This window comes from Beutenbergia cavernae DSM 12333 (assembly GCF_000023105.1).
Classification (GTDB): domain Bacteria; phylum Actinomycetota; class Actinomycetes; order Actinomycetales; family Beutenbergiaceae; genus Beutenbergia; species Beutenbergia cavernae.
In genome coordinates this window covers 1,831,383-1,855,942 of record NC_012669.1, presented here as the reverse complement: position 1 = coordinate 1,855,942, position 24,560 = coordinate 1,831,383, and the positions used below count along the sequence as shown (strand labels likewise).

The 24,560-nt window shown below is 74.3% G+C and carries 24 protein-coding genes; 9 read left to right on the top strand and 15 right to left on the bottom strand.

Annotated features, from left to right (window positions below; all coding sequences use genetic code 11):
- Positions 1 to 5: 5 nt before the first annotated feature.
- Complete coding sequence (locus tag BCAV_RS08120) at positions 6 to 1,649, top strand: GAF domain-containing sensor histidine kinase (RefSeq protein WP_187292862.1); 1,644 nt, start codon at positions 6 to 8, stop codon at positions 1,647 to 1,649.
- On the opposite strand, the gene BCAV_RS08115 is transcribed toward BCAV_RS08120, so the two are convergent.
- The 9 genes from BCAV_RS08115 to rsmD all read right to left on the bottom strand — a co-directional run bounded on the left by BCAV_RS08115 (position 1,646) and on the right by rsmD (position 7,481).
- Positions 1,646 to 2,353, bottom strand: coding sequence for a bleomycin resistance protein (locus BCAV_RS08115; RefSeq protein WP_015882108.1), 708 nt, complete (start codon positions 2,351 to 2,353; stop codon positions 1,646 to 1,648). The genes BCAV_RS08120 and BCAV_RS08115 overlap by 4 nt on opposite strands.
- Before the next feature lie 224 nt (positions 2,354 to 2,577).
- The gene (locus BCAV_RS08110; RefSeq protein ID WP_015882107.1) at positions 2,578 to 3,204 is read right to left on the bottom strand and encodes a response regulator; all 627 of its coding nucleotides are present in this window, start codon (positions 3,202 to 3,204) and stop codon (positions 2,578 to 2,580) included.
- A gap of 9 nt (positions 3,205 to 3,213) precedes the next feature.
- Positions 3,214 to 4,146 (bottom strand): bifunctional DNA-formamidopyrimidine glycosylase/DNA-(apurinic or apyrimidinic site) lyase, encoded by a 933-nt coding sequence (mutM, locus tag BCAV_RS08105; RefSeq protein ID WP_015882106.1) that lies wholly within the window; start codon positions 4,144 to 4,146, stop codon positions 3,214 to 3,216.
- A gap of 4 nt (positions 4,147 to 4,150) precedes the next feature.
- Positions 4,151 to 4,909 carry a ribonuclease III gene (rnc, locus tag BCAV_RS08100; RefSeq protein WP_015882105.1) on the bottom strand — a complete coding sequence of 253 codons (759 nt, stop codon included), beginning with the start codon at positions 4,907 to 4,909 and terminating at the stop codon, positions 4,151 to 4,153.
- A gap of 4 nt (positions 4,910 to 4,913) precedes the next feature.
- On the bottom strand, positions 4,914 to 5,114 hold the full coding sequence (gene rpmF, locus BCAV_RS08095; RefSeq protein WP_015882104.1) for a 50S ribosomal protein L32: 201 nt from the start codon (positions 5,112 to 5,114) through the stop codon (positions 4,914 to 4,916).
- A 71-nt stretch (positions 5,115 to 5,185) separates the two neighbouring features.
- A complete protein-coding gene (locus BCAV_RS08090) occupies positions 5,186 to 5,764 on the bottom strand; it encodes a YceD family protein (RefSeq protein WP_015882103.1) in 579 nt (192 codons plus the stop codon).
- Between the two features lie 142 nt (positions 5,765 to 5,906).
- Positions 5,907 to 6,413 carry a hypothetical protein gene (locus tag BCAV_RS08085; protein WP_015882102.1) on the bottom strand — a complete coding sequence of 169 codons (507 nt, stop codon included), beginning with the start codon at positions 6,411 to 6,413 and terminating at the stop codon, positions 5,907 to 5,909.
- Positions 6,410 to 6,916, bottom strand: coding sequence for a pantetheine-phosphate adenylyltransferase (gene coaD, locus BCAV_RS08080; protein WP_015882101.1), 507 nt, complete (start codon positions 6,914 to 6,916; stop codon positions 6,410 to 6,412). Before coaD ends, BCAV_RS08085 begins: the two co-directional genes overlap by 4 nt.
- A gap of 1 nt (position 6,917) precedes the next feature.
- Entirely contained in the window at positions 6,918 to 7,481 is a 564-nt protein-coding gene (gene rsmD, locus BCAV_RS08075) for a 16S rRNA (guanine(966)-N(2))-methyltransferase RsmD (protein WP_015882100.1), read from the bottom strand.
- A 313-nt stretch (positions 7,482 to 7,794) separates the two neighbouring features.
- On the opposite strand from rsmD, the gene BCAV_RS08070 reads away from it, so the two are divergent.
- Positions 7,795 to 9,051, top strand: a complete 1,257-nt coding sequence (locus BCAV_RS08070; protein ID WP_050761696.1) for an MFS transporter — start codon at positions 7,795 to 7,797, stop codon at positions 9,049 to 9,051.
- Between the two features lie 150 nt (positions 9,052 to 9,201).
- Here the strand turns inward: BCAV_RS08070 and BCAV_RS08065 are convergent, their stop codons facing one another.
- Genes BCAV_RS08065 through BCAV_RS08055 form a run of 3 tightly spaced genes read right to left on the bottom strand, consistent with a single transcriptional unit; the run spans position 9,202 to position 13,728 of the window.
- Positions 9,202 to 10,749, bottom strand: a complete 1,548-nt coding sequence (locus BCAV_RS08065; RefSeq protein WP_015882098.1) for a DUF6297 family protein — start codon at positions 10,747 to 10,749, stop codon at positions 9,202 to 9,204.
- 23 nt (positions 10,750 to 10,772) lie between these two features.
- On the bottom strand, positions 10,773 to 11,489 hold the full coding sequence (locus tag BCAV_RS08060; RefSeq protein WP_015882097.1) for an ABC transporter ATP-binding protein: 717 nt from the start codon (positions 11,487 to 11,489) through the stop codon (positions 10,773 to 10,775).
- Positions 11,482 to 13,728 (bottom strand): ATP-dependent DNA helicase RecG, encoded by a 2,247-nt coding sequence (locus BCAV_RS08055; protein ID WP_015882096.1) that lies wholly within the window; start codon positions 13,726 to 13,728, stop codon positions 11,482 to 11,484. The genes BCAV_RS08060 and BCAV_RS08055 overlap by 8 nt, the downstream gene beginning before the upstream one ends.
- Before the next feature lie 185 nt (positions 13,729 to 13,913).
- On the opposite strand from BCAV_RS08055, the gene rpmB reads away from it, so the two are divergent.
- Both rpmB and BCAV_RS08045 read left to right on the top strand, forming a co-directional pair.
- The gene (gene rpmB, locus BCAV_RS08050) at positions 13,914 to 14,105 is read left to right on the top strand and encodes a 50S ribosomal protein L28 (protein WP_015882095.1); all 192 of its coding nucleotides are present in this window, start codon (positions 13,914 to 13,916) and stop codon (positions 14,103 to 14,105) included.
- Positions 14,106 to 14,184: 79 nt separating this feature from the next.
- On the top strand, positions 14,185 to 14,763 hold the full coding sequence (locus BCAV_RS08045) for a GNAT family N-acetyltransferase (protein ID WP_015882094.1): 579 nt from the start codon (positions 14,185 to 14,187) through the stop codon (positions 14,761 to 14,763).
- Here the strand turns inward: BCAV_RS08045 and BCAV_RS08040 are convergent.
- Complete coding sequence (locus BCAV_RS08040) at positions 14,727 to 15,767, bottom strand: thiamine-phosphate kinase (protein ID WP_015882093.1); 1,041 nt, start codon at positions 15,765 to 15,767, stop codon at positions 14,727 to 14,729. The two genes, BCAV_RS08045 and BCAV_RS08040, sit on opposite strands and share 37 nt — an antisense overlap.
- Before the next feature lie 32 nt (positions 15,768 to 15,799).
- Here BCAV_RS08040 and BCAV_RS08035 point away from each other — a divergent pair, with 32 nt between their 5' ends.
- Complete coding sequence (locus BCAV_RS08035) at positions 15,800 to 16,309, top strand: DUF3515 family protein (RefSeq protein ID WP_083769989.1); 510 nt, start codon at positions 15,800 to 15,802, stop codon at positions 16,307 to 16,309.
- On the opposite strand, the gene BCAV_RS08030 is transcribed toward BCAV_RS08035, so the two are convergent.
- Positions 16,310 to 17,428 carry a D-alanine--D-alanine ligase family protein gene (locus BCAV_RS08030; protein WP_015882091.1) on the bottom strand — a complete coding sequence of 373 codons (1,119 nt, stop codon included), beginning with the start codon at positions 17,426 to 17,428 and terminating at the stop codon, positions 16,310 to 16,312. It abuts the gene before it with no gap.
- Positions 17,429 to 17,489: 61 nt separating this feature from the next.
- On the opposite strand from BCAV_RS08030, the gene BCAV_RS08025 reads away from it, so the two are divergent.
- The 4 genes from BCAV_RS08025 (at position 17,490) to BCAV_RS23395 (ending at position 23,551) form a co-directional block, all read left to right on the top strand.
- Positions 17,490 to 18,662, top strand: a complete 1,173-nt coding sequence (locus BCAV_RS08025) for a trans-sulfuration enzyme family protein (RefSeq protein ID WP_015882090.1) — start codon at positions 17,490 to 17,492, stop codon at positions 18,660 to 18,662.
- Positions 18,663 to 18,691: 29 nt separating this feature from the next.
- Complete coding sequence (locus BCAV_RS08020; RefSeq protein WP_015882089.1) at positions 18,692 to 19,351, top strand: AMIN-like domain-containing (lipo)protein; 660 nt, start codon at positions 18,692 to 18,694, stop codon at positions 19,349 to 19,351.
- A gap of 97 nt (positions 19,352 to 19,448) precedes the next feature.
- On the top strand, positions 19,449 to 20,756 hold the full coding sequence (locus BCAV_RS08015) for an MFS transporter (protein WP_015882088.1): 1,308 nt from the start codon (positions 19,449 to 19,451) through the stop codon (positions 20,754 to 20,756).
- Entirely contained in the window at positions 20,753 to 23,551 is a 2,799-nt protein-coding gene (locus BCAV_RS23395) for a DUF2804 family protein (RefSeq protein WP_015882087.1), read from the top strand. The genes BCAV_RS08015 and BCAV_RS23395 overlap by 4 nt, the downstream gene beginning before the upstream one ends.
- Positions 23,552 to 23,561: 10 nt before the next feature.
- Here BCAV_RS23395 and BCAV_RS08005 read toward each other — a convergent pair whose 3' ends face one another.
- Positions 23,562 to 24,557 (bottom strand): NAD(P)H-dependent glycerol-3-phosphate dehydrogenase, encoded by a 996-nt coding sequence (locus BCAV_RS08005; protein ID WP_015882086.1) that lies wholly within the window; start codon positions 24,555 to 24,557, stop codon positions 23,562 to 23,564.
- Positions 24,558 to 24,560 lie beyond the last annotated feature (3 nt).

Here is a 24,560-nt window from a genome sequence, read left to right as displayed (position 1 = left end):
CGTGGATGGCCTCGTCGACGCTCCTCACCCACGCCCTCGCGCTCGCGGGGCAGCTCGACGCGCCCAGCGCGCTCGAGGAGCTCCTGGCGGCGGCCCGGACGCACACGGGCGCGACCTACGCGGCGATCGCCGTCCTCGACCCGTACGGCGAGACGAACACGTTCATGCACCGCGGGATGAGCAGCGAGGTGGTCGCCGCTCTCCCGCACCCTCCCCGCGGCCACGGGGTGCTCTCCGCGATCCCGGCGGACGGCGTCCTCGTGCTCGACGACCTCACGGCCGCCCCGGAGTTCGAGGGCTTCCCGGCCGGTCATCCGCCGATGCGCACGTTCCTCGGCGCGTCGGTGAGCGTCGGGGACGTGCTGCTCGGCCGGCTGTACCTGACGGAGAAGCCCGGCGGCTTCACCGACGAGGATGTCGAGACGGTCGAGCTGCTCGCCGCGGCGGCCGGGATCGCGATCGAGAACGCCCGCTTGTACGGCGAGGCGGCGCGGCGCGAACGCTGGCGCTCGGTGTCCCAGGAGATCACCGCCGCGCTCCTCGAGGGGTCCGACGAGGAGGAGGTGCTGCCGCTCGTGGCGCGCCGGCTGCGCGAGGCCGCCGACGCCGACACCGCGGTCATCGTCCTGCCCTCCCTCGACGGCGCCTGGGTGGCCGAGATCGTCGACGGCGTGGGCGCGGCCGACCTCGTGGGGTCGGCGTTGCCCCCGTCCGGTCCCGCGATGGAGACCCTCCGGACGGGCGCGGGCAAGCTCGTCGACTCCATCTCGCGCGAGGCCGACCGGTTCATCCCGCAGGCGCGCCGGTTCGAGCGCGCCCTGTACGCGCCCCTGCGCGCGTCCCGCGCCGACGACGACGCACCCAGCCTCGGCGTCCTCATCCTGTTCCGGCTGCCCGGCCGGCTCCCGTTCACCGGTGGCGACCTCGCCATCGCCGAGGACGTCGCCGCCCAGGCCGCTCTGGCGCTGCGGCTCGCCGCGGCCCGCCACGCCGAGGACGTCGCGACGCTGCTCGGCGAGCGGGCTCGCATCGCCCGCGACCTGCACGACCTCGCGATCCAGCAGCTGTTCGCCACCGGCATGCGGCTCGAACGCGCGGCGACGACCGCCGCGGCGGCGGAGCGCGCGCTCATCGAGGAGTCGATCGCGGACGTCGACGAGAGCGTCCGCCAGATCCGCGGCATCGTGCGGTCCCTGCGCGACCGGGACGAGCACCTTCCGGTGGTCGAACGGCTGGTGCAGGAGGCGTCGATCGCGCGGACGGCGCTCGGGTTCGCGCCGTCGATGCTGCTCACCCTGGACGGCGCACCGATGCACGACGTCGAGCCGCGGGGCGACGCGGCCACGGAGATCGCGGCCCGCCTCGGCGAGCAGGCCGCCGACGACGTCGTCGCCGTCGTGCGCGAGGGCCTCGCCAACGTCGCCCGTCACGCGCGTGCGACGAGCGCGCAGGTCGAGGTCGCCGTCGAGCCGCGCCAGGTCCGTGTCGTCGTCACCGACGACGGCGTGGGTCCCGACCCCGACCCGGAGCGTCGATCCGGGCTCGCGAACCTCGAGGCTCGGGCCCGCGACGCGCACGGCTCCTCCCGGCTGACGCCGGGCCCCGGGGGCCGCGGCAGCGTCCTGCGGTGGGCGGCCCTGCTCGACTAGGGCCGGTCCGCCAGGTCGTTCAGTCGTGCCAGGTCGTCCCGGAGCACCTCGCGTTCCTCGTCGGTGAGCTGGACCGCGGCGGCCCTCTCCAGCGCGGACACCGCCGTCTCCTCGTCGCCGAGCCGCCCGGCCACGTCGCCGCGCACCACGAGGAGTCGTACGAGCTGGACGGGCGTCGGCCGTTCGTCCTCGAGCGCGAGCACCCGATCGATGATCTTCGCCGCGCCCGCCAGGTCCTCCTTGGAGTCGGCGAAGAGCGCGGCGTGGTGCAACGCCCGGGCGAAGGTCTCCTGGGGTGCGGGCCGGTGGTGCAGGTCCTCGCTGATGGGCTGCCCGACGCGGATGCAGTTGCCTCCGGGGTCGGTCATGAGGAACTGCCGCACGCCGTAGGACATGTCCTTGAGCGGCCCGACGCGCGGGATGCCCCGGCTCTGGACCTTCCCGTACGCGGCCTTGAGTCCGGCTCGGAACGCTTCGTACAGCCCGTCCACGTCATCGGTGACGACGTAGCACGTGCTGTACGACTCGCTGGGCTCGTACCTCTTCATGCCGAAGAACTGCAGCACGATGTCGCCGCGCTCGACGACCGCGAACGGGTTGGGGCTCGTCTGCAGGAAGGTGACCTCGAAGCCGAGGGCTTCGTAGAAGTCGATCACGGGTGGGATGGTCTGACACGGGAGCAGGGGGATCGTCTTCTCGGCCATGCAGCCCACACTAGTCAAACTTGTTTAGAGAGGACCCCACATCGACCGTGTGGCCGTTCCTCCGAGCGAGCGCCCCAGGGGACCAACCACACGGTCGAGGCTCCGCCCGCCGCGACCCCCTCGCCCACCGTGTCATCACGGTCCCGTGGCAGCCGCTCGCGACCCGCACCACACGGTCGAGCTCGTGCGCCGCCGCGTCGCGCACAGGGCGGGACGGGCAGGTGCTAGCGCCAGGTGGTGGAGCGCTGCCCGGCGACCCAGGCGACGGCCTGGGTGCGGCGCTGGAGCCCCATCTTCGACAGCATCGACGTCACGTGGTTCTTGACCGTCTTCTCGGCCACACCGAGTCGCTCCGCGATGTCGCGGTTGGTCAGCCCCTCGGCGACCAGCTCGAGCACGCGGCGCTCGCTCGGGGTGAGCGCCGACGTCGGATCCTCGTGCGCCGCACGACGCCGGGTCAGGCTGCGCTCGTCCAGCAGCACACGCCCGGCCGCGACGGCCCGGACCACGTCGACGATCTCCGCGCCGCGCACCGTCTTGAGGACGTAGGCGCGTGCCCCGACCTCGATCGCGGAGGCGAGCGCGTCGTCGTCGTCGAACGACGTCAGGACGACGCACCGCGTGTCGGAGCTCTCGTCCGCCAGCCGGCGGATGACCTCGATCCCCGTGCCGTCCGGCAGCTGGAGGTCGACGAGCGCGACCTCCGGCCGGGTCAGGGTCCCCCGCCGCACGGCGTCGGCGACCGATCCCGCCTCGGCCACGACGCGCAGGTCCCCCGCCGCGTCGACCATGTCGGCGATCCCGCGGCGGACGACCTCGTGGTCGTCCACGATCATCACGCTCGTCGGCATGGGGTGAGCCTATCGACGCGCGGCCGCTCCTCGGTCGACGGGACGCGCGGCGCCCCGCGGGGCCGGCTGGCACGTCGGGCACCAGTGCGAGGACCGGTTCATGAACTCGGACCGCACGATCGCCGTGCCGCACCGGGGGCACGGCCGGCCCGTCTGCCCGTACACGGAGAGCGACCGGTCGAAGTACCCGCTCGCGCCGTTGACGTCGACGTACAGGGCGTCGAAGCTCGTGCCGCCCTGCGCCAGCGCGTCCTGCATGACCCCGGCGGCGGACTCCAGCACCGAGCGCACCGCCAGGCGCGGCAGGCCGCGAGTGGCGCGCTCCGGATGCACCCGGGCGCGCCACAGCGCCTCGTCGGCGTAGATGTTCCCGACTCCCGACACGAGCGACTGGTCGAGCAGCGCGCGCTTGACGGCGCTCCGGCGGGTGCGCACGGCGGTCACCAGCTCGTCGATGCGCAGGGCCGGGTCGAGCAGGTCGCGGGCGATGCCGGCGACCTCGAGCGGGAGCCGCGGATCGTCGCTGCCGAACCCGCCCGGGCCGCCGTCAGCGGTCGGCACGAGGTCCGACGACGTGAGGTACCCGAAGGTGCGCTGGTCGATGAAGAGCAGCTCGCCGTCGTCGGCGAACCGGATCCGGGCGCGCAGGTGCCGCGGGTCGTCCTGCGCGTCCTGGCCGGCACCGCGGACGAGCAGCTGGCCGCTCATCCCGAGGTGGACGAGGAGGGCGCGTCCGGTGTCGAGGGTGAGCCAGCAGAACTTCCCGCGCCGCACGGCAGCGGTGAACGAGGCGCCCTCGAGCGCGTCCACGAGCGCGAGGGCACCGCCGGCCTGGCGCCGCGTCGTGCGCTCGCCGGCGACATCGACGCGGACGATCCGGCGACCCAGCGCATGGGCGGCGAGCCCGGCGCGGACCGTCTCGACCTCGGGAAGCTCGGGCACCGCGTCAGGAGTCGGCGGCGCTCGAGGCGGCCGCGCTCGCGGCAGCGTACTCACGCAGCGCGGCGTACGCGGTGCGGGCAGCCTCCTGCTCCGCGTGCTTCTTCGCCGAGCCGGTCCCCGAGCCCCAGACGCGCTCCGCGATCACCACGTGCGCGGTGAACCGGCGGTCGTGGTCGGGACCGACGCCGTCGACGTCGTACAGCGGCGCACCCAGTCCGAGCTCGGCGCTGAGCTCCTGGAGGCTCGTCTTCCAGTCGAGGCCGGCCCCGAGCTCCGCCGCGACCGCCAACGACGGGCCGAGCAGCCGCAGCAGGACGTCGCGGACCACCTCGAGGCCGTTCGTCAGGTAGACGGCGCCGATGACCGCCTCGAGCGTGTCGGACAGGATCGAGTCCTTGTCCCGCCCACCCGTCGCACTCTCGCCCTTGCCGAGCAGCAGGTGCTCGCCGAGGCGCAGCTCCCGCGCCACCACGGCGAGCGCGCGCTGCGACACGCACGCGGCCCGCATCTTGGCGAGCTCGCCCTCGGACGAGTCCGGTCGCGAACGGAACAGGTGGTCGGTGATGACGACGCCGAGCACGGAGTCCCCGAGGAACTCCAGCCGCTCGTTCGTCGGGATCCCGCCGGCCTCGTGCGCGAACGACCGGTGCGTGAACGCGAGGACGGCGAGCTCGGGGTCGATCCCGACGCCGAGCCTCTCCTCCACCGCAGCCAGGGAGTCGACGCGCGGACGCGGCGGCTCGACGCGTCGGGACCGAGCCATGGGCTCAGCGCGTCTCGACGGCGTCCGTCCGGATCGCCTCGGCGTACGTGCGACCGGCGTACTGACCGCACTGCGGGCACGCCTGGTGCGACTGACGCGGAGCCTTGCAGTTCTCGCACGTCGTGAGCGTCGCCGCAGTCGCCTTCCACTGCGAGCGGCGCGCCCGGGTGTTGCTGCGCGACATCTTGCGCTTGGGAACAGCCACGGTGATCTCGTTTCTCTCGGTCGGGCCGCGGGCGGCCGTCGGTCGGGTGCAGGGCCGGAGCGGCCCCTGGGTCAGGTGGTGGTGGGGCTCTCGCCGGAGTCCTCGAGCAGGCCGACGAGCGCCGCCCAGCGTGGATCCGTCTCGTCGTGCGCGTGGTCGGGGCCGGCCTCGGCGAGCCGGATCCCGCACACCGGGCACAGGCCCGGGCAGTCGGGCCGGCACAGGGGCTGGAACGGCAGGGCGAGCACGACGGCGTCCCGGACCATCTGCTCGAGGTCGAGCAGCTCCCCGGTGAGCACGTACCGCTCGACCTGCTCGCCCTCGGCGTCGTCGTCCTGCCTGCGGCGCGCGTCCCGCACGTCGGAGTAGTAGACGAGCTCCTGGAACGGCACGGTGAGCTCATCCGTGACGGCCGTGAGGCAGCGGACGCACTCGCCGGCGAGGGCGACGTCGGCGGACCCGGTGACGAGGATGCCGTCCATCACCGACTCGAGCCGCAGCTCGAGGTGCATGGACGAGCCCGCGGGCACGCCGACGACCTCGATCGCCAGCGCGTCGGGCGCGGGGACGTCGAGGTCGTAGGTCCGCATCGACCCGGCGCGCCGACCGAGGTCGTGCGTGCTCAGGACGAGCGGGGAACGCGTGTCCACGCACTCCTCCTCGCAGATCGGAAGCCGCGGCGCGCACGCCACTGCTTCGGGTGATGGTCGGCGACTCCTCGACCAGGCCGCCGTCCGGCCGCGCGACAACGCGCGCGAGCGGTGGGGACCAGCCCACGATCCTACCGCACCGCTAGTCGTCCTCGTCCGGCTCCTCCGGGCGGTTCCGCGCGCGCTCCGCGAGCCGCGCCCGCCCGGCGTGCACCTGCGCCTGGACGGCGTCGAGATCGATCTCGAACTGCGCGAGCCGCTTGTCGCAGTAGTCGTCGGCGTCGCGCTGCAGGCGCTCCGCCGTCTCCTCGGCCGCGGCCACGATCTCGGCGGCGCGCGCCTCGGCCTGGGCCACGACCGCCTCCTGCGACGTGAGCCGCTCCGCCTCGGTCCGAGCCTGCGCCAGGGCGCGCTCGGCCTCACGCTGCGCGCGGGCGAGGACGGCGTCCGCGTCGGCGATGACGTCGTCGGCCGCGCTGATCTGGTCCGGGAGCGAGTCCCGGACGGCATCGAGGAGGTCGAGCACCTCGGCCCGGTTGACCAGCACCGACGCGCTCATCGGCATGGCGCGCGCGGCCTGCACGCGGCCCACCAGGTCGTCGAGGATCGCGAGCAGCGGTGCCGAACGCTCGTCCTGGGCCTCGCTCATGGGACCTCCTTCACCGTGCCGTGGAGCCGCGACCGGACCGCGTCGGCGACGCCGGCGGGCACGAGATCGTCGATCGCGCCGCCGTGCCGGGCCACGTCGCGCACCATCGAGCTGGAGACGTGCGCGAGCGCCGGGTCGCCGATCACGAACACGGTCTCGATGCCGGCCAGGTGCCGGTTCATGAGTGCCATCGGGGACTCCGCGTCGAAGTCGGCGCCGCCCCGCAGCCCTTTGACGATGGCGCTCGCGCCCACGCGGGTGCAGAAGTCGGCGAGCAGGCCTGGCACGAGCTCGACCCGCACGCCGGGCAGGTCGTCGACGGCGCTCGCGAACAGGGCGCTGCGCTCGGACGCTGACAGCAGGGGCGTCTTGGCGGCGTTGATCCCGATGCCGACGACCACCTCGTCGAACAGCGTGGCGGCGCGGCGGACGACGTCGACGTGGCCGAGCGTGACCGGATCGAAGGATCCGGGGCAGACGGCGATCCGGGGCACGACCGTCACGCTACCGCGCCGGCGTCGTGGCCACGTGGACCGCCGTCTCGCCGTAGGTCCGCTTCCAGTCGGGCTCGAGCGGCGCGGGCCAGCCGGGGGCGTCGTCACGCGCCGAGCGCTCGACGAGCACGACGGCGCCGGGGGCGAGCCAGCCGCCGTCGGCCAGAGAGCCCAGGACACCGTCGAGCCGGTCGCTCTCGAGGTCGTACGGGGGGTCGCAGAGCACGAGGTCGAACGCGTGCGGCGCCGGCCGCCGCAGCAGCTGCTCCACGCGTGCGGCCCGCACGGAGACGACGCCGGACAGCCCCAGCGTGTCGGCGTTCCGTCGGCAGATCGCCGCCGCCCGCCGGTCCGACTCCACGAGCAGGACGCTCTGGGCCCCGCGGCTCGCCGCCTCGAGCCCGAGGGCACCGGAGCCGGCGTACAGGTCGAGGACCCGCGCGTCGGCGACCTGGCCTCGTGCCTCGAGCGCCGAGAACACGGCCTCGCGGACGCGGTCGGTGGTCGGGCGGGTGCCGGCGGCCGGGACGGCGAGCGTCCTCCCCCGGGCGCTCCCGGCCACGATCCGTGTCACGGCGGTCAGGCTACCGATCCGGGCGCGTGAGCGAGGAGCGGGCGAGAGGGGACCGCGACGGGCGAACGACCGGAGCAGGACTCCCCTCGTGAGACCGACCGCACCCGCACCCGCGCACGTGACCTCCGACCACGCCCTCACTCGCGCATCCAGCGGCCCAGGCGCGACCCAGGGCGTCCTCGCGACGGAGAAGCGCGACCCAGGGCGTCCTCGCGACGGGCGCGGCTCGGCGCGGGCCGGGCGGGCGGGTGGCTGGGTGGCCTAGGCTCGCGTGCTCGTGGGCAGGATCGGGGAAGTCGTCGCACCGCAGCGGATGGGCGTGAGCTTCCGTTGGTTGCTCGCGTCGTCGTGGACGAGCAACGTCGGCGACGGCATCGCGCTAGCCGCCGGGCCTCTGCTCGTGGCCTCGCAGACCGACTCGGCGTTCCTCATCGCCATGGCCGCGCTGCTCCAGCGCCTCCCGTGGCTGCTGTTCGGACTGTGGGCGGGAGCGATCGCCGACCGGCTCGACCGCCGTCGCCTCGTGATGGTCGCGAACGCGCTGCGCGCCGTCGTCGTCTCCGTACTCGTGGTCAGCATCGCGAGCGGCGCGGTGAGCATCGGCGTCGTGCTCGCTGTGATGTTCGCGTACGGCGTGGCGGAGGTATTCGCGGACTCCGCGTCCCAGACTCTGCTGCCCACTCTCGTACGCCCCGCCGACCTCGGCATCGGGAACGCGCGCCTTCAGGCCGGCTACCTGGTCGCGAACCAGCTCGTGGGGCCGCCGGTCGGGGCGTTCCTGTTCGCGGCAGGGATGGCGTGGCCGTTCGCCGCCCAGGTGGTGGCCGTCGCGTTGGCCGTCGTCCTCGTCGGCCGGATCGTGCTGCCGCCGCCACCCGACGTGAACCCGGCCGACGACACAGCCGAGCGCACCCACGTGTGGCACGACATCCGCGACGGCGTCCGGTGGATCCTCGCCCACCCGCCGGTCCGCACGCTCGCCCTGGTCATCCTGGTGTTCAACGTCACGTGGGCGGCGCCGTGGGGCATCCTCGTCAAGTACGCGCTTGACCATCTGCACCTCGGTGAGGTCGGGTTCGGCCTGCTGACGACGGCGACGGCGGTCGGCGGGCTGGTCGGCATCGCCAGTTTCGGCTGGCTCGAGCGACATGCCCGGCTCGCGACCCTGATGCGGGTGTGCCTCACGCTCGAGGTGCTCATGCACGCCGCCCTGGCGCTGACGACGTCGGGACCGGTCGCGATCGGGATCATGGTGGTCTTCGGGGCCTACGCGTTCGTGTGGGGCACGGTCTCCGCGACCGTGCGGCAGCGCGCGGTCCCGCTCGCGTTCCAGGGTCGCGTCGGGAGCGTGTACATGGTGGCCGTCTTCGGCGGGTTGGCGATCGGGCAGGCGATCGGCGGCCTGCTCGCCGAGCGGTGGGGCGTCCTCGCCCCGTTCTGGTTCGCGTTCGCCGGATCGGCGATCACCCTCGCACTGGTGTGGCGCCAGCTCGCCCAGATTGCGTACGCCGGCGCTCCCCCGGAGGGGCTCGACCGTGAGGCCGATCCCGACCCGCCCACCGTCGGCTAGGGCGTCTCCCCGCCGAGATGTCGCACACGGCTGCCCCGCGGTGCTCCAGCCAGCCACTCGCGACATCTCGACGAGGTCAGCGTGTGCCCTCGCGCGGAGAGCCGGGATCGGCCGAGCGTCGGGCGTCCCGCATGGCCGGCGCTCGCCGGGCTAGGCGGACGTCGAACCCGACCGCGGATGCTTCGCCGGGACGTGCGCCGCGATCGCGCACATGATCGCGGTGACGGCGAGCTGGGCGAACACGAGGGTCGGCGAGACGACGCCCGTGAGGAACGCGATCAGCGTGGGGATGAGCCCCAGGATCGTGATGTCCGGCCCTTTGGCGATCGCGCCCGCGACTCCCGGCGGCAGCGCGCCGCCCGGCGTCATCACGAGCGGGCCGGACCAGTCGGGCGGCCTGCGGTAGGCGGCGCGCACCGCCCCCGCCCCCCACACCGGGGCGGCGACGATCCCGAGCGCGACCCAGCCCGCGGCGTCGCCCGCATGCGCCCCGATGACGGCGAAGACCGGCACGGTCCAGACGAGCAGGACGCCGACGGGAACGATCAGCCGCGTCCGCCGGGTGGTGGTCGCGTCGATCCCGAACGTGCGGTCCAGCACCGGCGCCATCTCTGCCCGGCGCGCCCCCTCGGCGCTCGCGAGAGCGGCCACGTAGCCGGCGCCGACGAGACACGCGGCCGTGAGCCACAGCGCACTCAGGCCCGAGAGGACGGCCGCGATCGGCAGGCACGCCGTCGCGACGAGCTGCACGACGTGCCGCGGCGACCTCAGCAGGACGAGAAGATCGGCGCTGGCGAGCGCCGACACCGGGCCGGTCACCCAGCCGAAGCTGAGCGGCCGCCGTCGGGCATCCGGCTCCGACGCCTCCGACATCGCCCGGCCGAGCTCGCGGGTGTCCATGCTCACCGCCGCCCCGCTCGCATAGGCCGCGCGCGCGCCGCGCTCGCGCAGGTCCGCGCCCCGGACCCGCTCGAGCCTGGCGTCGAGCACGACGGCGGCGACGACGACGCCGGCGGCCAGGATGGCGACGACGCCGACCAGGACCGAACCTGACGCGAGTCCCGCGGCATCCGGCGGCTCGGGTCGCGTCACCGACAGAACGAGGCCGGCCACCGGGGCGAGCAGGAGAGCGAGGTCGCCCGCGAACGCCAGGTGGACCGCACGGCGTCGGGACGCGGTGATGTCCATCGTCTGGGTCAGCCCTGTCGCGGCGACGACGAGCGCCCCCACGCACGCCGCAGCGGCGAGCGTGAGCGCGAGGACGGCGCCGGTCGGGACCGCAGCGGCGACCAGGGCCAGGACGATGCCCGCGGCCACGGCGCCCACCAGGAGTCCTGCCACGAGCCAGCGACCGGCGGCCGGTCGCAGCAGCGAACGGCGGTCCACCGGCATCGGCAGCCACCACACCGCTCCCGCGGTGCCGACGCCGAGCGGGCCGAGCCGTGCCGTGACCGCGAGCAGGCCACCGAACCCGGCCAGCGCGATCAGCGGGGCGAGCCACCCCGGGTCGAGCGTCCCGGCGCCCTCCGGGGCACGGAGCCCGGTGCCGAGCTGCCCGGCGATGCTCGCGGCCATGGCGACCGCGATCGCCGCCGAGAAGACCGCGATGTACACGTCGCCGAGGATCGTGCCGATCCCGGCGCCGGAGCGCGCACGGGCGACCTGCGCCGTGAGCGCGCGGACCTCGCGCCCCTTCATCGTCCGCACCTCGGCGCCTGCGCTCACAGCGCCTCGATCGCGCGCGCGGCCTCGTCGGGCGAGATCCGGCGGACGGCGTCCTCGGCGATGAGCAGCGCGGAGTGGGCGACGCTGCGCACGAGCACCGGGTCGTGCGTGGCCATGAGCACGGACCCGCCCGCTGCGCACTCCGCCGTCAGCCGCTCGGCGAGCCGGTCGCGCATGCCGACGTCGAGCCGCTGCTCCGGCTCGTCGAGGACGAGGAGCTTCCGCGGCCGCACGAGCCCGGCGGCGAGCAGCAGCCGGCGCCGCTGCCCGGAGGAGAGCGCCGTCGGGATCGCCTTGGCCCGGTCCGTCAGCCCGAACTCCTCGACGAGCTCGGTGACGAGCGCGCTCGCCCCCTGCACGCCGTGCCCGCGCGCCACGAGGAGCAGGTGCTCGCGCACGGTCAGCGCGGGGAAGTACGCGTCGTCGTCGAGGACGCTCGCGACGCCCGCGCGGAAGGCGGCGTCGCGCTCGTCGACGGGCGCCCCGAGCACCTCGATCGAGCCGGCGAACGGTTCGAGGAGCCCGATCGCGGCCCGCAGGAACGTCGACTTCCCGGTCCCGTTCGCGCCGACGACGGCGAGCGCCTTGCCGGCGTTCAGCGTCACGTCGATCGGGGGGCAGACGGCGGACTCGCGGCCGGCGCCGTAGCCGACGAGAACGCCCGAGGCGCGCAGGACGGCGGTGGAGCGTGGCGCTCTGGTCTTGCTAGGCACGATCGAGGAACTCCTCGCGTTCTCCGGCGAGCGTGCGCGCGATGGCCGCCGCGAGCACGGGGTGGTCGTCCAGCGACGGGTCCGCGGTCACGACGGCGCGGGCATCCGTGCGGGCACGCTCGATGACCCTGCGATCCTGCACCACGCGCAGCAGCTTGAGCGAGTTCGTCCGCCCGGACTGCGCGGCGCCGAGCACGTCGCCCTCCCGGCGGTCGCGCAGGTCCACCTCGGCGAGCTCGAACCCGTCGGTCGTGGCCGCCAGCGCCGCGAGCCGCTTCCCGGTCGGCGTCTCGGGGTCCGCGTGCGTGAGGAGCAGGCACACGGCGGGGTCGCTCCCCCGCCCGACGCGCCCGCGCAGCTGGTGCAGCTGGGACAGCCCGAACCGGTCGGCGTCGAGCACCGCCATCACGGTGGCCTCGGGCACGTCGACGCCCACCTCGATGACAGTCGTCGTCACGAGCACCGGGACCTTCCCGGAGGAGAAGTCCGCCATGGCGGCGTCCTTGACGTCCGGGGTGAGCCGCCCGTGCAGCATGCCGATCTCGACGCCGGCGAGCGCCGGCTCACCGCGCAGCTGCGCCACGACGTCCTCGACGGCGGCGATCGAGTGCCGGGACTCGGGGCCGGACTCGTCGTCGGCGAGGTGGTCGACGACGTCGGCGGGTTCCGTGAGCGTGTCGCTGATCCGCGGGCAGACGACGAACGCGCGGTGCCCGCCGGCCACCTCCTCGGCGATGCGCGACCACGTGCGCGCGACCCACGCGGCGTTGTCGGCCGGCACGACGTGCGTGCTGACGCCGGCCCGCCCGGCGGGGATCTCGGTGAGCGTCGAGCTCTCGAGGTCGCCGAAGATCGTCATGGCGACGGTGCGCGGGATCGGCGTCGCCGTCATCACGAGGAGATGCGGCGACGTCCTCCCCTTGGCCCGCAGGGCGTCGCGCTGCTCGACGCCGAAACGGTGCTGCTCGTCGACGACGACGAGCCCGAGGTCGGCGAACTGCACGTGCTCCTGGATGAGGGCGTGGGTGCCGACGACGATCCCGGCCGCCCCGGACGCTGCCTCGGCTAGCGCCTGACGGCGCTGCGCGGCGCTCTGCGAACCGGTGAGCAGGGCGACGCGCGTGGCGCCGTCCGCGCCCGTGAGCATGCCGCCCTCCGCGAGGGGGCCGAGCATCGCGGCGATCGTGCGGGCGTGCTGCGCGGCGAGGACCTCCGTGGGCGCGAGCAGCGCGGCCTGGCCGCCGGCGTCGACGACCTGCAGCATGGCGCGCAGCGCGACGACCGTCTTGCCGGACCCGACCTCGCCCTGGAGCAGGCGCTGCATGGGCACCGAGGCAGCGAGCTCGTCCGCGAGGACCACGCCGACGTCGCGCTGGCCGTCGGTGAGCGTGAACGGCAGCCGGGCGTCGAACGCCGCGAGCAGGCCCACCGCCGCCGCGGGACGGGCGGTGGCCGGCTCGGCCGCGGCCTCCGCCCGGCGGCGGGCCAGCGCGGCCTGCAGCACGAACGCCTCCTCGTACCGCAACGCCGCCTGTGCGCGGTACGCCTCCTCCATGGTCACGGGGACGTGCACCTGCTGCAGCGCGGCGAACCGCCCGAGAAGCTGCTGCGCGCGCCGGACCTCGTCCGGCACCGGGTCGGGCACGTCCTCGCGGCGCAGCGGGTCGAGCACGGTGCGGATCGCCGCCTGGATCTTCAGCGAGTCGATGGCCGCGCTCGCCGGGTAGATGGGGATCGGCTTGGACGCATCGACGAGCGCCTCGGCCTCGTCGTCGGGATCCTCGATCGCCCGGTAGCTCGGGTGGGCGAGCTGCAGCTTCCCCTGGTACCGGTTGACGGTGCCGGTGAAGAGCGCCGTGGCGCCGACCGGGAGCTGGGACTCGATGGTGTGGGCCATCCCGGCGTACGGCGCGAAGAACACGAGCGACATGCGGCTCACGCCGTCGGTGATGACACCTTCGACGATCATGCCCTTGCCGCGGTTCCGGCGCCGCACTCCGACGCTGGACACCTGCGCGACGATCGTCACGTGCTCGCCGAGCGTGAGCTCGCTCATGGTGGTCAGCCGCCCGGGCTCGGCGTACCGCCGCGGGTAGTGCGAGAGCAGGTCGCCGACGGTCTCGAGACCCAGCTTCCCCAGGGCACCGGCCGTGCGCGTGCCCAGGGCGCGCTTCAGCGGCTCGTCGAGTGCGCTCACGAGCAACGAGACTAGGCTCACGCGGCGACAGCCGTGGCACATCGGCTCCGCGGGGCCGGGCGCGCTCGGGTGGCCGAGCGGGCGAGCTGGGGGCGGGCTGGACGGCGAGTTGGAGGCTCCCGCAGGCGTCGGGTACCCTTGAGCGGTTGCGCCGGACGCGGTCGTGTCCGTGCGCGCCTTCGAACCTCGCCACCGATGCGTGGCACGCTCACCCGAGGAGAACGACAGTGGCTGCCACCTGCGACGTCTGCGCCAAGCACCCGAGCTTCGGCTACAGCGTCTCGCACTCGCACGTCCGGACGAAGCGCCGCTGGAACCCGAACATCCAGAAGGTGCGCACGGTCGTGAACGGGACGCCGAAGCGCCTCAACGTCTGCACCTCCTGCCTCAAGGCGGGCAAGGTGACGCGCGCCCTCTAGGGCGCACGAGACCCCTCGACCGCGGCCGCCGCTCCCCCGGGACGGCGGCCGTCGTCGTCCTCTCCGGAGAGGTGGAGCCATGACCGACGCCGCCCCTGGCGCCGTCGTCGTCCGCGACGCGACGATCGACGACGCGTTCGCGATCGCGCGTGTGCGCACGCGCGGCTGGCAGTCCGGCTACGCCGGCATCTTCTCCGCGGAGTTCCTCGGCGGCCTCGACGCCGAGGACGGCGGGCGCCGCCTGCACGAGCGCATGGTCGAGCACGGGGCGGCGGCGATCCCCCCGGCGACGGCGAACCTCGTCGCCGAGGCGGGCGGCGACGTCGTCGGCTGGTGCCTGCTCGGCGAGAACCGCGACGAGAACCTGACGGCGCTGCGCTCCGCCGATCCCGACCGCCTGCGCGAGATCTACGCGATCTACGTCGACCCGGAGCACTGGGGCGTGGGCGCCGGACGGTCCCTCATGGCAGAGGCGCTGCGCCGCACCGGGGACGCCGTCGTCACGCTCTGGGTGCTCGAGGCCAACACCCGCGCGCGCCGGTTCTACACGGCTGCCGGCTTCGCACCCGACGGCGACCGTGAGCTGTACTCCACGGGCGACCAGAGCGCGTGGGAGGTCCGCTACCGGCGGGAGGCGCCGCCGGCCGGGCCGAAGTGATCCCAGCCGGCCACCGGAGCGGGTGAGCCGTCCACCCGGACGCCCGGGGCGCCGTCGTCGGCGGGATGCACGGTCCCGATCCGGCGAAAGTCCTCCGGGACGGCCGCGTCGGGCGGGAACGTGCCGAGCAGCGCGTGGTCCTCGCCGCCACCGAGGACCCAGTCCCAGGCCCGGGCGCCGAGCGCGTCCGCCGTGGGGGCGAGCGCGTCGTGGTCGCCCACCAGGGCAGCCGAGTCGAGGTCGACGACGACGCCGCTCGCCGCGGCCAGGCGGCCCGCGTCGCGGACCAGCCCGTCGCTGACGTCGAGGAGCGACGTCGCCCCGGCCAGGGCGGCGCGCGCGCCGGCGGTGAGCGGCGGGTCGGGCCGCCGGTACGCGTGGACGCACGGGTCGTCGTCGAGCGCTTCGAGGTCGGGCGCGCCGTCCTCGCGGCGGGCGGCCTCGAGCAGCGCGAGCCCCGCCGCCGACCGGCCGAGCCCTCCGGCGAGCACGACGACGTCGCCCGGGCGGGCGCCGTCACGGCGCACAGGCGGGTGGCCGGCGAGGTCGCCGAACGCCGTCACGGCGACGACGATCCGCTCGCCCGCCGAGAGGTCGCCGCCGACCACGCCGACGTCGTGCGGGCCGCACGCCTGCGCCAGGCCGTCCGCGACAGCGGTGACCCAGCCGACCGGCGTCGCCGCGGGGAGCACCAGCGCGACGACGAGGCCGGTCGGGCGCGCGCCCATCGCCGCGACGTCGGCGAGGTTCTGCATGGCCGCCCGCCAGCCGACGTCGGCCCCGGAGCTCCAGACGCGGCGGAAGTGGTGGTCCTCGACGAGCACGTCGGTCGTGACGACGACCCGGCCGTCCGGCGCCGCCACCACGGCGGCGTCGTCCCCGGGGCCGAGCAGGGTGTGCGACGCGTGCGGCAGACGGCGCGTGATGAGCTCGAGCAGGCCGGTCTCGTCGAGGTCGCCGACGACGGCGCCGGGGCCGTCGAGGGGGGCGGTCGGGTGGGTCACTCCCGCACCCTATGGCGGGCTAGGTTGGAGCGGTGGCCAGGCGTGCGGTGGTGTCCGTTCTCGGAGGAGCGCTCCTCGCGTCCACGGTGCTCGGCGCCTGCGCGAGCCCGGTCGGCCTCGATCCCGCGCCCGACGCGTCCGCCCCGATCTGCGCCGAGGTGCTGCGCGCGCTGCCGGGCTCGCTCGCGGGCGCCGAGCGACGCGAGACGACGTCGCAGGCCTCGCGCGCGTGGGGCGACCCGCCGATCACGCTGCGCTGCGGCGTCGAGCCCCCCGGGCCCACGACGGACCGCTGCATCACCGTGGAGGCGGCGGACGGCACGTCGATCGACTGGGTGGTCGCGGAGAACGACGACGTCGGTCCGGACGCGGGGAGCGGCCAGTTCGCGTTCACGACCTACGGGCGGGTGCCCGCCGTCGAGGTCGTCGTCCCCGTGGAGTACGCGGGCGACGACGCGACGTCGCTGCTCCTCGACGTCGGGACGGCCGTCGGCGTCATCCCGCAGGACCGCGAGTGCCTGTCGTTGGACGACGTCTCCTAGTCAGCGCAGTCCGGTGGGCCGGGCGAGGGCGAGCTGGAGCAGCTCGTCGATGAGCTCCGGGTAGGCGACGCCCGAACGTTCCCACAGCAGCGGGAACATCGAGAACGGCGTGAACCCGGGCATCGTGTTGATCTCGTTGACGACGAGCGTGCCCGACGGCGTGTAAAAGAAGTCGACGCGCGCCAGACCCTCGCAGCCGAGCGCGTCGAACGCCTCCGCCGCCAGGCGGCGTGCCTCGTCCGCGACGCCGGGCGGGAGGTCCGCCGGGCAGCGCAGGTCCACGCCGGCGGAGTCGAAGTACTTGGCCTCGTAGTCGTAGAACCCGTGCTCGGCGTTGGTGACGACGATCTCCCCCGGCATCGTGGTGCGCGGCGGCTCGTCGCCGCGGCCCTCCAGGACGGCGACCTCGATCTCGCGGCCCGTGATCGCCGCCTCGACGATCACCTTCGGGTCGTGCCGCTGCGCCTCCTCGATCGCCTCGACCAGGCGGTCGAGGCTCTCGACGCGGGTGATCCCGATGCTCGAGCCGGCGCGGGCGGGCTTGACGAAGACCGGCAGGCCGAGCGAGGCGACCTGGTCGAGGCACGCGGCACGATCGCGGCGCCACGCGCTCGGGGTGAGGACGGTGTAGGGCCCGACCGGCAGGCCCGCACCAGCCAGCACGACCTTCATGTAGTGCTTGTCCATCCCCGCCGCGGACGCGAGCACGCCCGACCCGACGTACGGCACGCCGGCCAGCTCGAGCATCCCCTGGATGGTGCCGTCCTCACCGAACGGGCCGTGCAGGAGCGGGAGGACGACGTCGACGCCGGCCAGCTCGTTCGGCGGGGCGCCCGGTGAGAGCACGACGAGCTGCGCCGGGCCGGACCCGAACGGCACGAGGAGGCGCCCGTCGCCCGTGGCGTCCACCTCCGGGACGTGCCCGTCCCGGATCTCGAGCGCACCGGCGTCGTCGGCGGCGAGCACCCACTCTCCCGACCTGGTGATCCCGACCGGGACGACGTCGTACTTCCCGCGGTCGATCGCGCCCAGCACGCCGGCGGCGGTCGCGGCGCTGACGGCGTGCTCTCCGCTGCGCCCGCCGAACACGATGGCGACGCGGATCCTCTGGTGACTCATCGTCGGCGAGACTACCCGCCGGCCACGGCCCCGGGCCGCTCGCGCGCCGTAGGCTGCCGGGGTGAGCCACCCGCACGGACTGCGCCCCGGCACCCTGGTCGTCGCCGCCGGCCGACCCGACCGCGTCGAGCAGGCGCCCGTGAACCCGCCGGTCGTGCTGTCCTCCACCTACGTGGGCACCGGAGCGCCGGACGACGGCAACCTCGTGTACGCACGGATGGACACGGAGACGTGGCACGGCCTGGAGGAGGCCATCGGCGACCTGGAGGGCGCCGCGCACCCGGCGCTCGTGTTCGCCTCGGGGATGGCGGCCGTCACGGCGGCGCTCGACCTCGTGCCGCCGGGGACGAGGCTCGTGGTGCCGAGCCGGGCCTACCACGCGACCCTCGTCGCGGCGCGGCACGTGGCCGCGCGCTCCGGCGTCGACGTGCGCGAGGTCGACATGGGCGACACCGCGGCGATCGTCGCGGCGATCGATGCCGACGACGACGGTCCGGCCGCCTCGCTCGTGTGGCTCGAGACGCCCACGAACCCGACGCTCGAGATCGCCGACATCCGCGCCGTCAGCGAGGCGGCGCACGCGCGCGGGGCGCTCGTCGTCGTCGACAACACGTTCGCGACGCCGCTGGCGCAGCGGCCGCTCGAGCTCGGGGCGGACGTCGTCGTCCACTCGGTCACGAAGTACCTGGCCGGGCACTCCGACGTGGTGCTCGGCGCGGCTGTCACGAGCGACGCCGAGCTGCGGTCCGTGCTGCACACCCGCCGGACGATCGGAGGTGCGATCGCCGGACCGTGGGAGGCGTGGCTCGCGCTGCGAGGGTTGCGCACGCTCGCGCTGCGGGTCGAGCGGTCGCAGGCGAACGCGCTCGAGCTCGCTCGCCGGCTGCGGGAGCACCCCGACGTCCTCGCCGTCAGCCACCCGGGGCTGCCGGACCACCCGCAGCACGCCCTCGCCGCCGCCCAGATGTCCGGATTCGGCTCGATCATCGCCCTGCGTCCGCGGGGTGGGGAGGCTGCGGCCGACGGCGTGGCACGCTCCGTGGTGCTGTGGGTGCCGGCGACCAGTCTCGGCGGGGTGGAGTCGAGCCTGGAGCGACGACGCCGGTTCGCCTCGGAGGCGGCGACGGTCCCGGACGACCTGCTGCGCCTGTCCGTCGGGATCGAGGACGTCGAGGACCTGTGGCGCGACCTCGACGCGGCGTTGCGGCGCGCGACGGGCGCGGCGCGCTCCTAGCATGGGCCTCCCCGAGCAGGGAGGTCGCCATGCGAGCTCGTGCCGCCGTCGGCGCCGTCGCCCTCGCGTCGTTGCTCGCTCTCGCCGCGTGCACCGGGTCGCCGGGCGAAGAGGACTCCCCCACCGACCAGCCGTCGTCGGGCCCCTCGGCCACGGCCGAGCCGAGCGCCGAGCCGAGCGCGCCGGCTCCCTCCGGCAGCGGCACCGCGACGCCTGACGACCCGGACGCCTCAGCGACCGGTCCGGCGTTCCCCGCGGACACCTCGCCCGACACGTCCGACCCGTCCGTGGAGGCAGCGCTGTACCCGACGGCGGTCCGTGCGGGCGCGCACGACGGTTACGACCGGGTCGTCGTCGAGCTCACCGGCACCGGCACGCCCGGCTGGTTGGCCGAGTACGTCGACTCGGCGTCGTCGCAGGGTGCGGGCGATCCGATCGACCTCGACGGCGACGCGATCCTGTCCGTGGCCATCTCGGGGTCGACCTACCCGGATCCGGACGCCGGCGACTACTACGACGGGCCGGCTCGGCTCGACGTCGGGACGGAACAGATCGAGGAGCTCGTCTACGACGGCATCTTCGAGGGCGTCTCGCTGGTGTTCCTCGGAGTCGACGAGGAGGCACCGTTCCGGGTGTTCGCGCTGGAGAACCCGACGCGGGTCGTCATCGACGTCCGCGACGACGACTGACACCTCGGGCGAGGGGGCCAGGGCGACTGCTCGTGGCCGCGCAACCCGCACCGAGGTCGCAGCGAGTCGTCCGGCGGCGATCGCCTAGGCTCCACGCGTGACACAGAGCCCGGTCCCGCGCCGACTCTGGCTGTGGGTGGTGCTCCTCGGACTCACCGGCCAGCTGGCGTGGACCGTCGAGAACATGTACCTCAACGTCTTCGTCTACGACACGATCACCGACTCCCCGACGGTGCTGGCCACGCTTGTGGCCTGCAGCGCCCTGGCCGCCACGGTGGCCACCCTGCTCGCCGGCGCCGCCTCCGACCGCAGCGGACGACGGCGCGAGCTCATCGCCGGTGGCTACGTGCTGTGGGGTGCGTGCACGGCGGCGTTCGGCCTGGTCAGCGTGGACGGTGCGGCGTCGATCGCGCCGGCCATGGACGCCGTCGTCGTCGCCGTCATCGCGATCATCCTGCTCGACTGCGTGATGAGCGTGCTGGGCGCGACGGCGAACGACGCCGCGTTCAACGCCTGGGTGACCGACAGCACGAACCCGGGCAACCGCGGCCGCGTGGACGGCGTGCTCGCCACGATGCCGTTGCTCGCCATGCTCGTGGTCTTCGGCGCCCTGGACCCGCTGACGAAGAGCGGGAACTGGCGCCTCTTCTTCACGGTGGTCGGGGCCGCGACCGCCGTCGTCGGCGTCATCGCCTGGTTCGGCGTGCGCGACTCGCGCCAGCCACGGCCGGGTGGGACCTACCTCGCCTCCGTGCTGCACGGTCTGCGCCCGGCAACGGCCCGTGCCAACCCACGGCTCTACCTCGCGCTCGCCGCCTGGGCGGTCCTCGGCACCAGCACGCAGGTCTTCCTGCCGTACCTGATCATCTACGTGCAGCGCTACCTCGACATCGACGCCTACGCCGTCGTCCTCGCCTCCGTGCTGATCGGGGCCGCGGTGATCAGCGTCGTCGGCGGGCGCGTGCTCGACCGGGTCGGGCCCTCACGCGGGATCCTGCCGGTCGCCGCCGCGTACGCCGCCGGCCTGATCGCCATGTTCTTCGCCCGCGGCATGCTGCCCGTGATCGGCGCGGGAATCGTGATGATGTCCGGCTTCATGCTCGGCGTCGCCGCCATCTCCGCCACCGTGCGCAACCTGACGCCGCCCGACCGAGCCGGCCAGGTGCAGGGCCTGCGCATGGTGTTCGCGATCCTCGTCCCGATGGTCGTCGGTCCGTTCCTGGGTGCGGCGGTCATCGCCGGCGCCGACGAGACCTTCGTCGATCTCGGCGTCGTCAAGCAGGTGCCGACGCCGTGGATCTTCCTGACCGCGGCGCTCGTCGTCGCGGCCGTCGTCGTGCCCGTGCGCCTGCTCCGCCGTCACGAGAGCGCGGGAACCGCGGCGCTCGTCGGGACGCCGTCGTGAGGACACCTTGGGGCGAGAGCCTCGACCCGGAGAACGTGCTGCCCCAGTACCCCCGGCCCCAGCTGGTCCGCGACTCCTATCTCAACCTCAACGGCCGGTGGGAGCACGCGTTCACCGCGGCTCACCGCTGGGGCCACCCGGAGGACTGGGACGGCGAGATCCTCGTGCCCTTCTCCCCGGAGGCGCCCCTCTCGGGAGTCGGCCGGACGCTGCAGCCCGACGAGGCGCTGTGGTACCGGCGCATCGTCACCGTCCCGGCGGACTTCGTGCGCGAGCGCCTGCTGCTCCACTTCGGCGCTGTCGACCAGGACTGCGAGGTCTGGGTGGACGGCGCACCGGTCGGCGGTCACCGCGGCGGCTACCTGCCCTTCGCCCTCGACGTCACCGACGCCTGGGCCGACGGCGAGCACCACGAGATCGTCGTGCGCGTCCACGACGTCACCGACACCTCCCACCGCAGCCGCGGCAAGCAGAGGCTCGAGCGTGGCGGCATCTGGTACACGCCGCAGTCGGGCATCTGGCAGACCGTGTGGCTCGAGTCGGTGCCCCGCCGGTGGGTGCAGCGACTGGAGCTGACGCCGCACCTTCAGGACGGCGAGGTCGAGGTGACGGTGGTGCCGGGCGGTGTCACGGACGACGACGCCGCCGCGCACGTGCGCGTGAGCGCCGGCGGGAACGAGCTGGTCGCGCGGGACGTGCCGGTCGGGGTGCCGACCCGCCTCGCGCTCGGCGACGCGATCCGGCGCTGGTCGCCCGAGGACCCGTTCCTGCACGACGTCGTCGTGGAGTGGGCAGAGGACCGCGTCACGAGCTACGTGGGGATGCGTTCCTTCGGACTCGGCCCGGACGCCCACGGCAGGACCCGGCTCCTGCTCAACGGTGAGCCTTACCTGCACGCCGGCCTGCTGGACCAGGGCTACTGGCCGGACGGGCTCTACACGGCTCCCTCCGACGAGGCCCTCGTTCATGACATCAGGACGGCCAAGGACCTCGGCTTCACCATGCTGCGCAAGCACATCAAGGTCGAGTCGCTGCGCTGGTACCACCACTGCGACCGGCTCGGGATGCTCGTGTGGCAGGACCTCGTGAACGGCGGGCGGAGCTACCGGCCCGCCGTCGTCACCACGCCGGTCGCGCTGCCCGTCCGGCTCAGCGACGCCAGGTACTCGCTCTTCGGGCGCCAGGACGCCGAGGGTCGGGAGGAGTTCGCCGCCGAGCTGGAGGCCACGGTCGAGCTGCTGCGCTCCGTGCCGAGCGTGGCGGCGTGGGTGCCGTTCAACGAGGGATGGGGCCAGTTCGACGCGCGCGCGGCCGCGGCCCGCCTCGGTGAGCTGGATCCGACCCGGCCCATCGACCACGCGAGCGGCTGGTACGACCAGGGCGCCGGCGACGTCGTCAGCCGGCACGTCTACTTCCGTCCGTACCGGCTGTCGAGGGCCGACGCCGCGGACCCGCGGGCGGCGGTGCTCTCCGAGTACGGCGGCTACTCCCATCGCGTCGCCGGCCACACCTGGAGCGACAAGGAGTTCGGCTACCGCCGCTACGCCGACCGTGAGCGGTTCGAGCGCGCCTTCCTACGCCTCCAGCATGCCCAGGTCGGGCCGGCGGTGGACGACGGCCTCGCGGCGTTCGTCTACACACAGCTCGCGGACGTCGAGGAGGAGACCAACGGCCTCATGACGTACGACCGTCGCCTGCTCAAGGTGGACGCCGAGGCCACGCGCGCGTCCAACGAGAGGCTGCGCCACCGGCTCGAGGTCGCCGCCGGCGGCCCCGCGCGCCCGGTCGCCGTGAGCGAGCGGGAGATCACCGAGCGAGTGTCGCTCACGCGCCCCGACGGCCGGTTGAACCCCGACGCCGTGGGCTGGACCCGGACGCCGCTGCACGACACCGACGGCATCGGCCGCGGCCTCGTGGGCCGGGGCCGCAACAAGCGCTGGGAGTACTGGGCGGTCACGACCCCCACCCACGTGATCGCGCTCGTCACCTCCGACATCGACTATGCGGCGGTGCACGGGATCTGGCTGCTGGACCGCGCCACGGGAGAGGCCGTCGCTCACGATGCGATCGGCGTCGGCCCTCGCAGCGCCTCGCTCCCCGGCACACTCGGCGCAGGCCGGGTGCGGTCCCGGACGGGCGCGGTGAAGATCGCCGTCGACGAGGTCCCGGGCGGGACCCGGCTCCGGGCGATCGGCGCCCGCGTGCGCGTCGACGTCACGGCCCACCGGCCGGAGGGTCACGAGAGTCTCGGCGTCGTCGTGCCCTGGACCGACCGCCTCTTCCAGTACACGGTCAAGGACGTCGCCCGCCCGGCGAGCGGCACGGTCTGGATCGACGGAGTCGCCGCCGACGTCCCCGCGAGCGAGTCGTGGGCGACGCTGGACCACGGCCGCGGGCGTTGGCCCTACGCCGTGAGCTGGAACTGGGGAGCGGGCTCGGGCCGCACCGACGGGCGGGTGATCGGCATCCAGGTCGGCGGGAGGTGGACCGACGGTACGGGCTCGGTGGAGAACGCGCTGGTGGTCGACGGTCGCCTGTCCAAGATCAGCGAGGAGCTCGTCTGGGACTACGACACCGCAGACTGGATGGCGCCCTGGCGGATCCACGGCGAGCGTGTCGACCTGACGTTCACGCCGTTCCACCTCAAGCGCTCGGTCACCGACCTCCGGGTCTTCTCGTCGCGGACCCACCAGTGCTTCGGGCACTGGTCGGGTCGTGTGCGCGACGACGACGGCGCCTGGGTGCGCGTCGCCGACGTGGTCGGCTGGGCCGAGGACGTACGCAACCGCTGGTAGCCCTCCGCGCTCAGTCCTCGGGCCGCGGCGGGCGCGTGATGAGCGCCCGCACCATGTCCTCCACGCTCGTGCCCTCGTACAGCACGGCCACGACGGCTGCCGTGATGGACATCGTGACGCCGTGGCGGCGCGCGAGGTCGAGCACCGACCGGCACGACTTCGCGCCCTCCGCCGTTCCCCCGGTGACGGCGACCGCCTCGTCCAGCGACATCCCGGCGCCGATGTGCACCCCGAGCGTGTGGTTCCGCGAGAGCGGGGACGCGCACGTGGCCACGAGGTCGCCCATCCCGGCCAGCCCGGCGAACGTGGCGGCGGAGGCGCCCAGCGCGACGCCGAGCCGCGTCGCCTCCGAGAGCCCGCGGGTGATGATCGACGCCTTGGTGTTGTCGCCGTACCCCTTGCCCTGCGCGATCCCCACCGCGAGCGCGATGACGTTCTTCACCGCACCGCCGAGCTCGACGCCGATGACGTCGGTGTTGGTGAACGTGCGGAAGTAGTCGGTGGCGCAGGCGTGCGCGACCCGCTGCGCCGTCTCCGTCGAGATCGAGGCGACGACCGTCGTCGTCGGCTGCCGCTGCGCGATCTCCCCCGCGAGGTTCGGCCCGGAGAGCACCGCGAGCCGCGCCGCCGGCACCCGCAGGGCCTCAGCGAGGAGCTCGCTCATGCGCTCGTCGGAGGTGAGCTCCACGCCCTTCATGAGACTCACGACGACGGCGTCCGGCTCGACGGCGTCCGGCAGCTCGCTCAGGATCGAGCGCACCGCCTGGGACGGCAGCGCGACGGCCACCAGCGACGCACCCGCGAGCGCCGCCCGCGCATCGGTCGTGGCCGTGATGCGCTCCGGGAGCACCACCCCCGGCACGTAGCCCGAGTTCGTGTGCGCCTCACGGACCTCCGCGCACACCGCCTCGGAGCGGCCCCAGAGGACGACGTCGTGCCCGGCGTCCGCGAGCACCTGGGCGAACGTCGTCCCCCAGCTGCCCGTGCCAAGCACGCACGCGCGCACCCG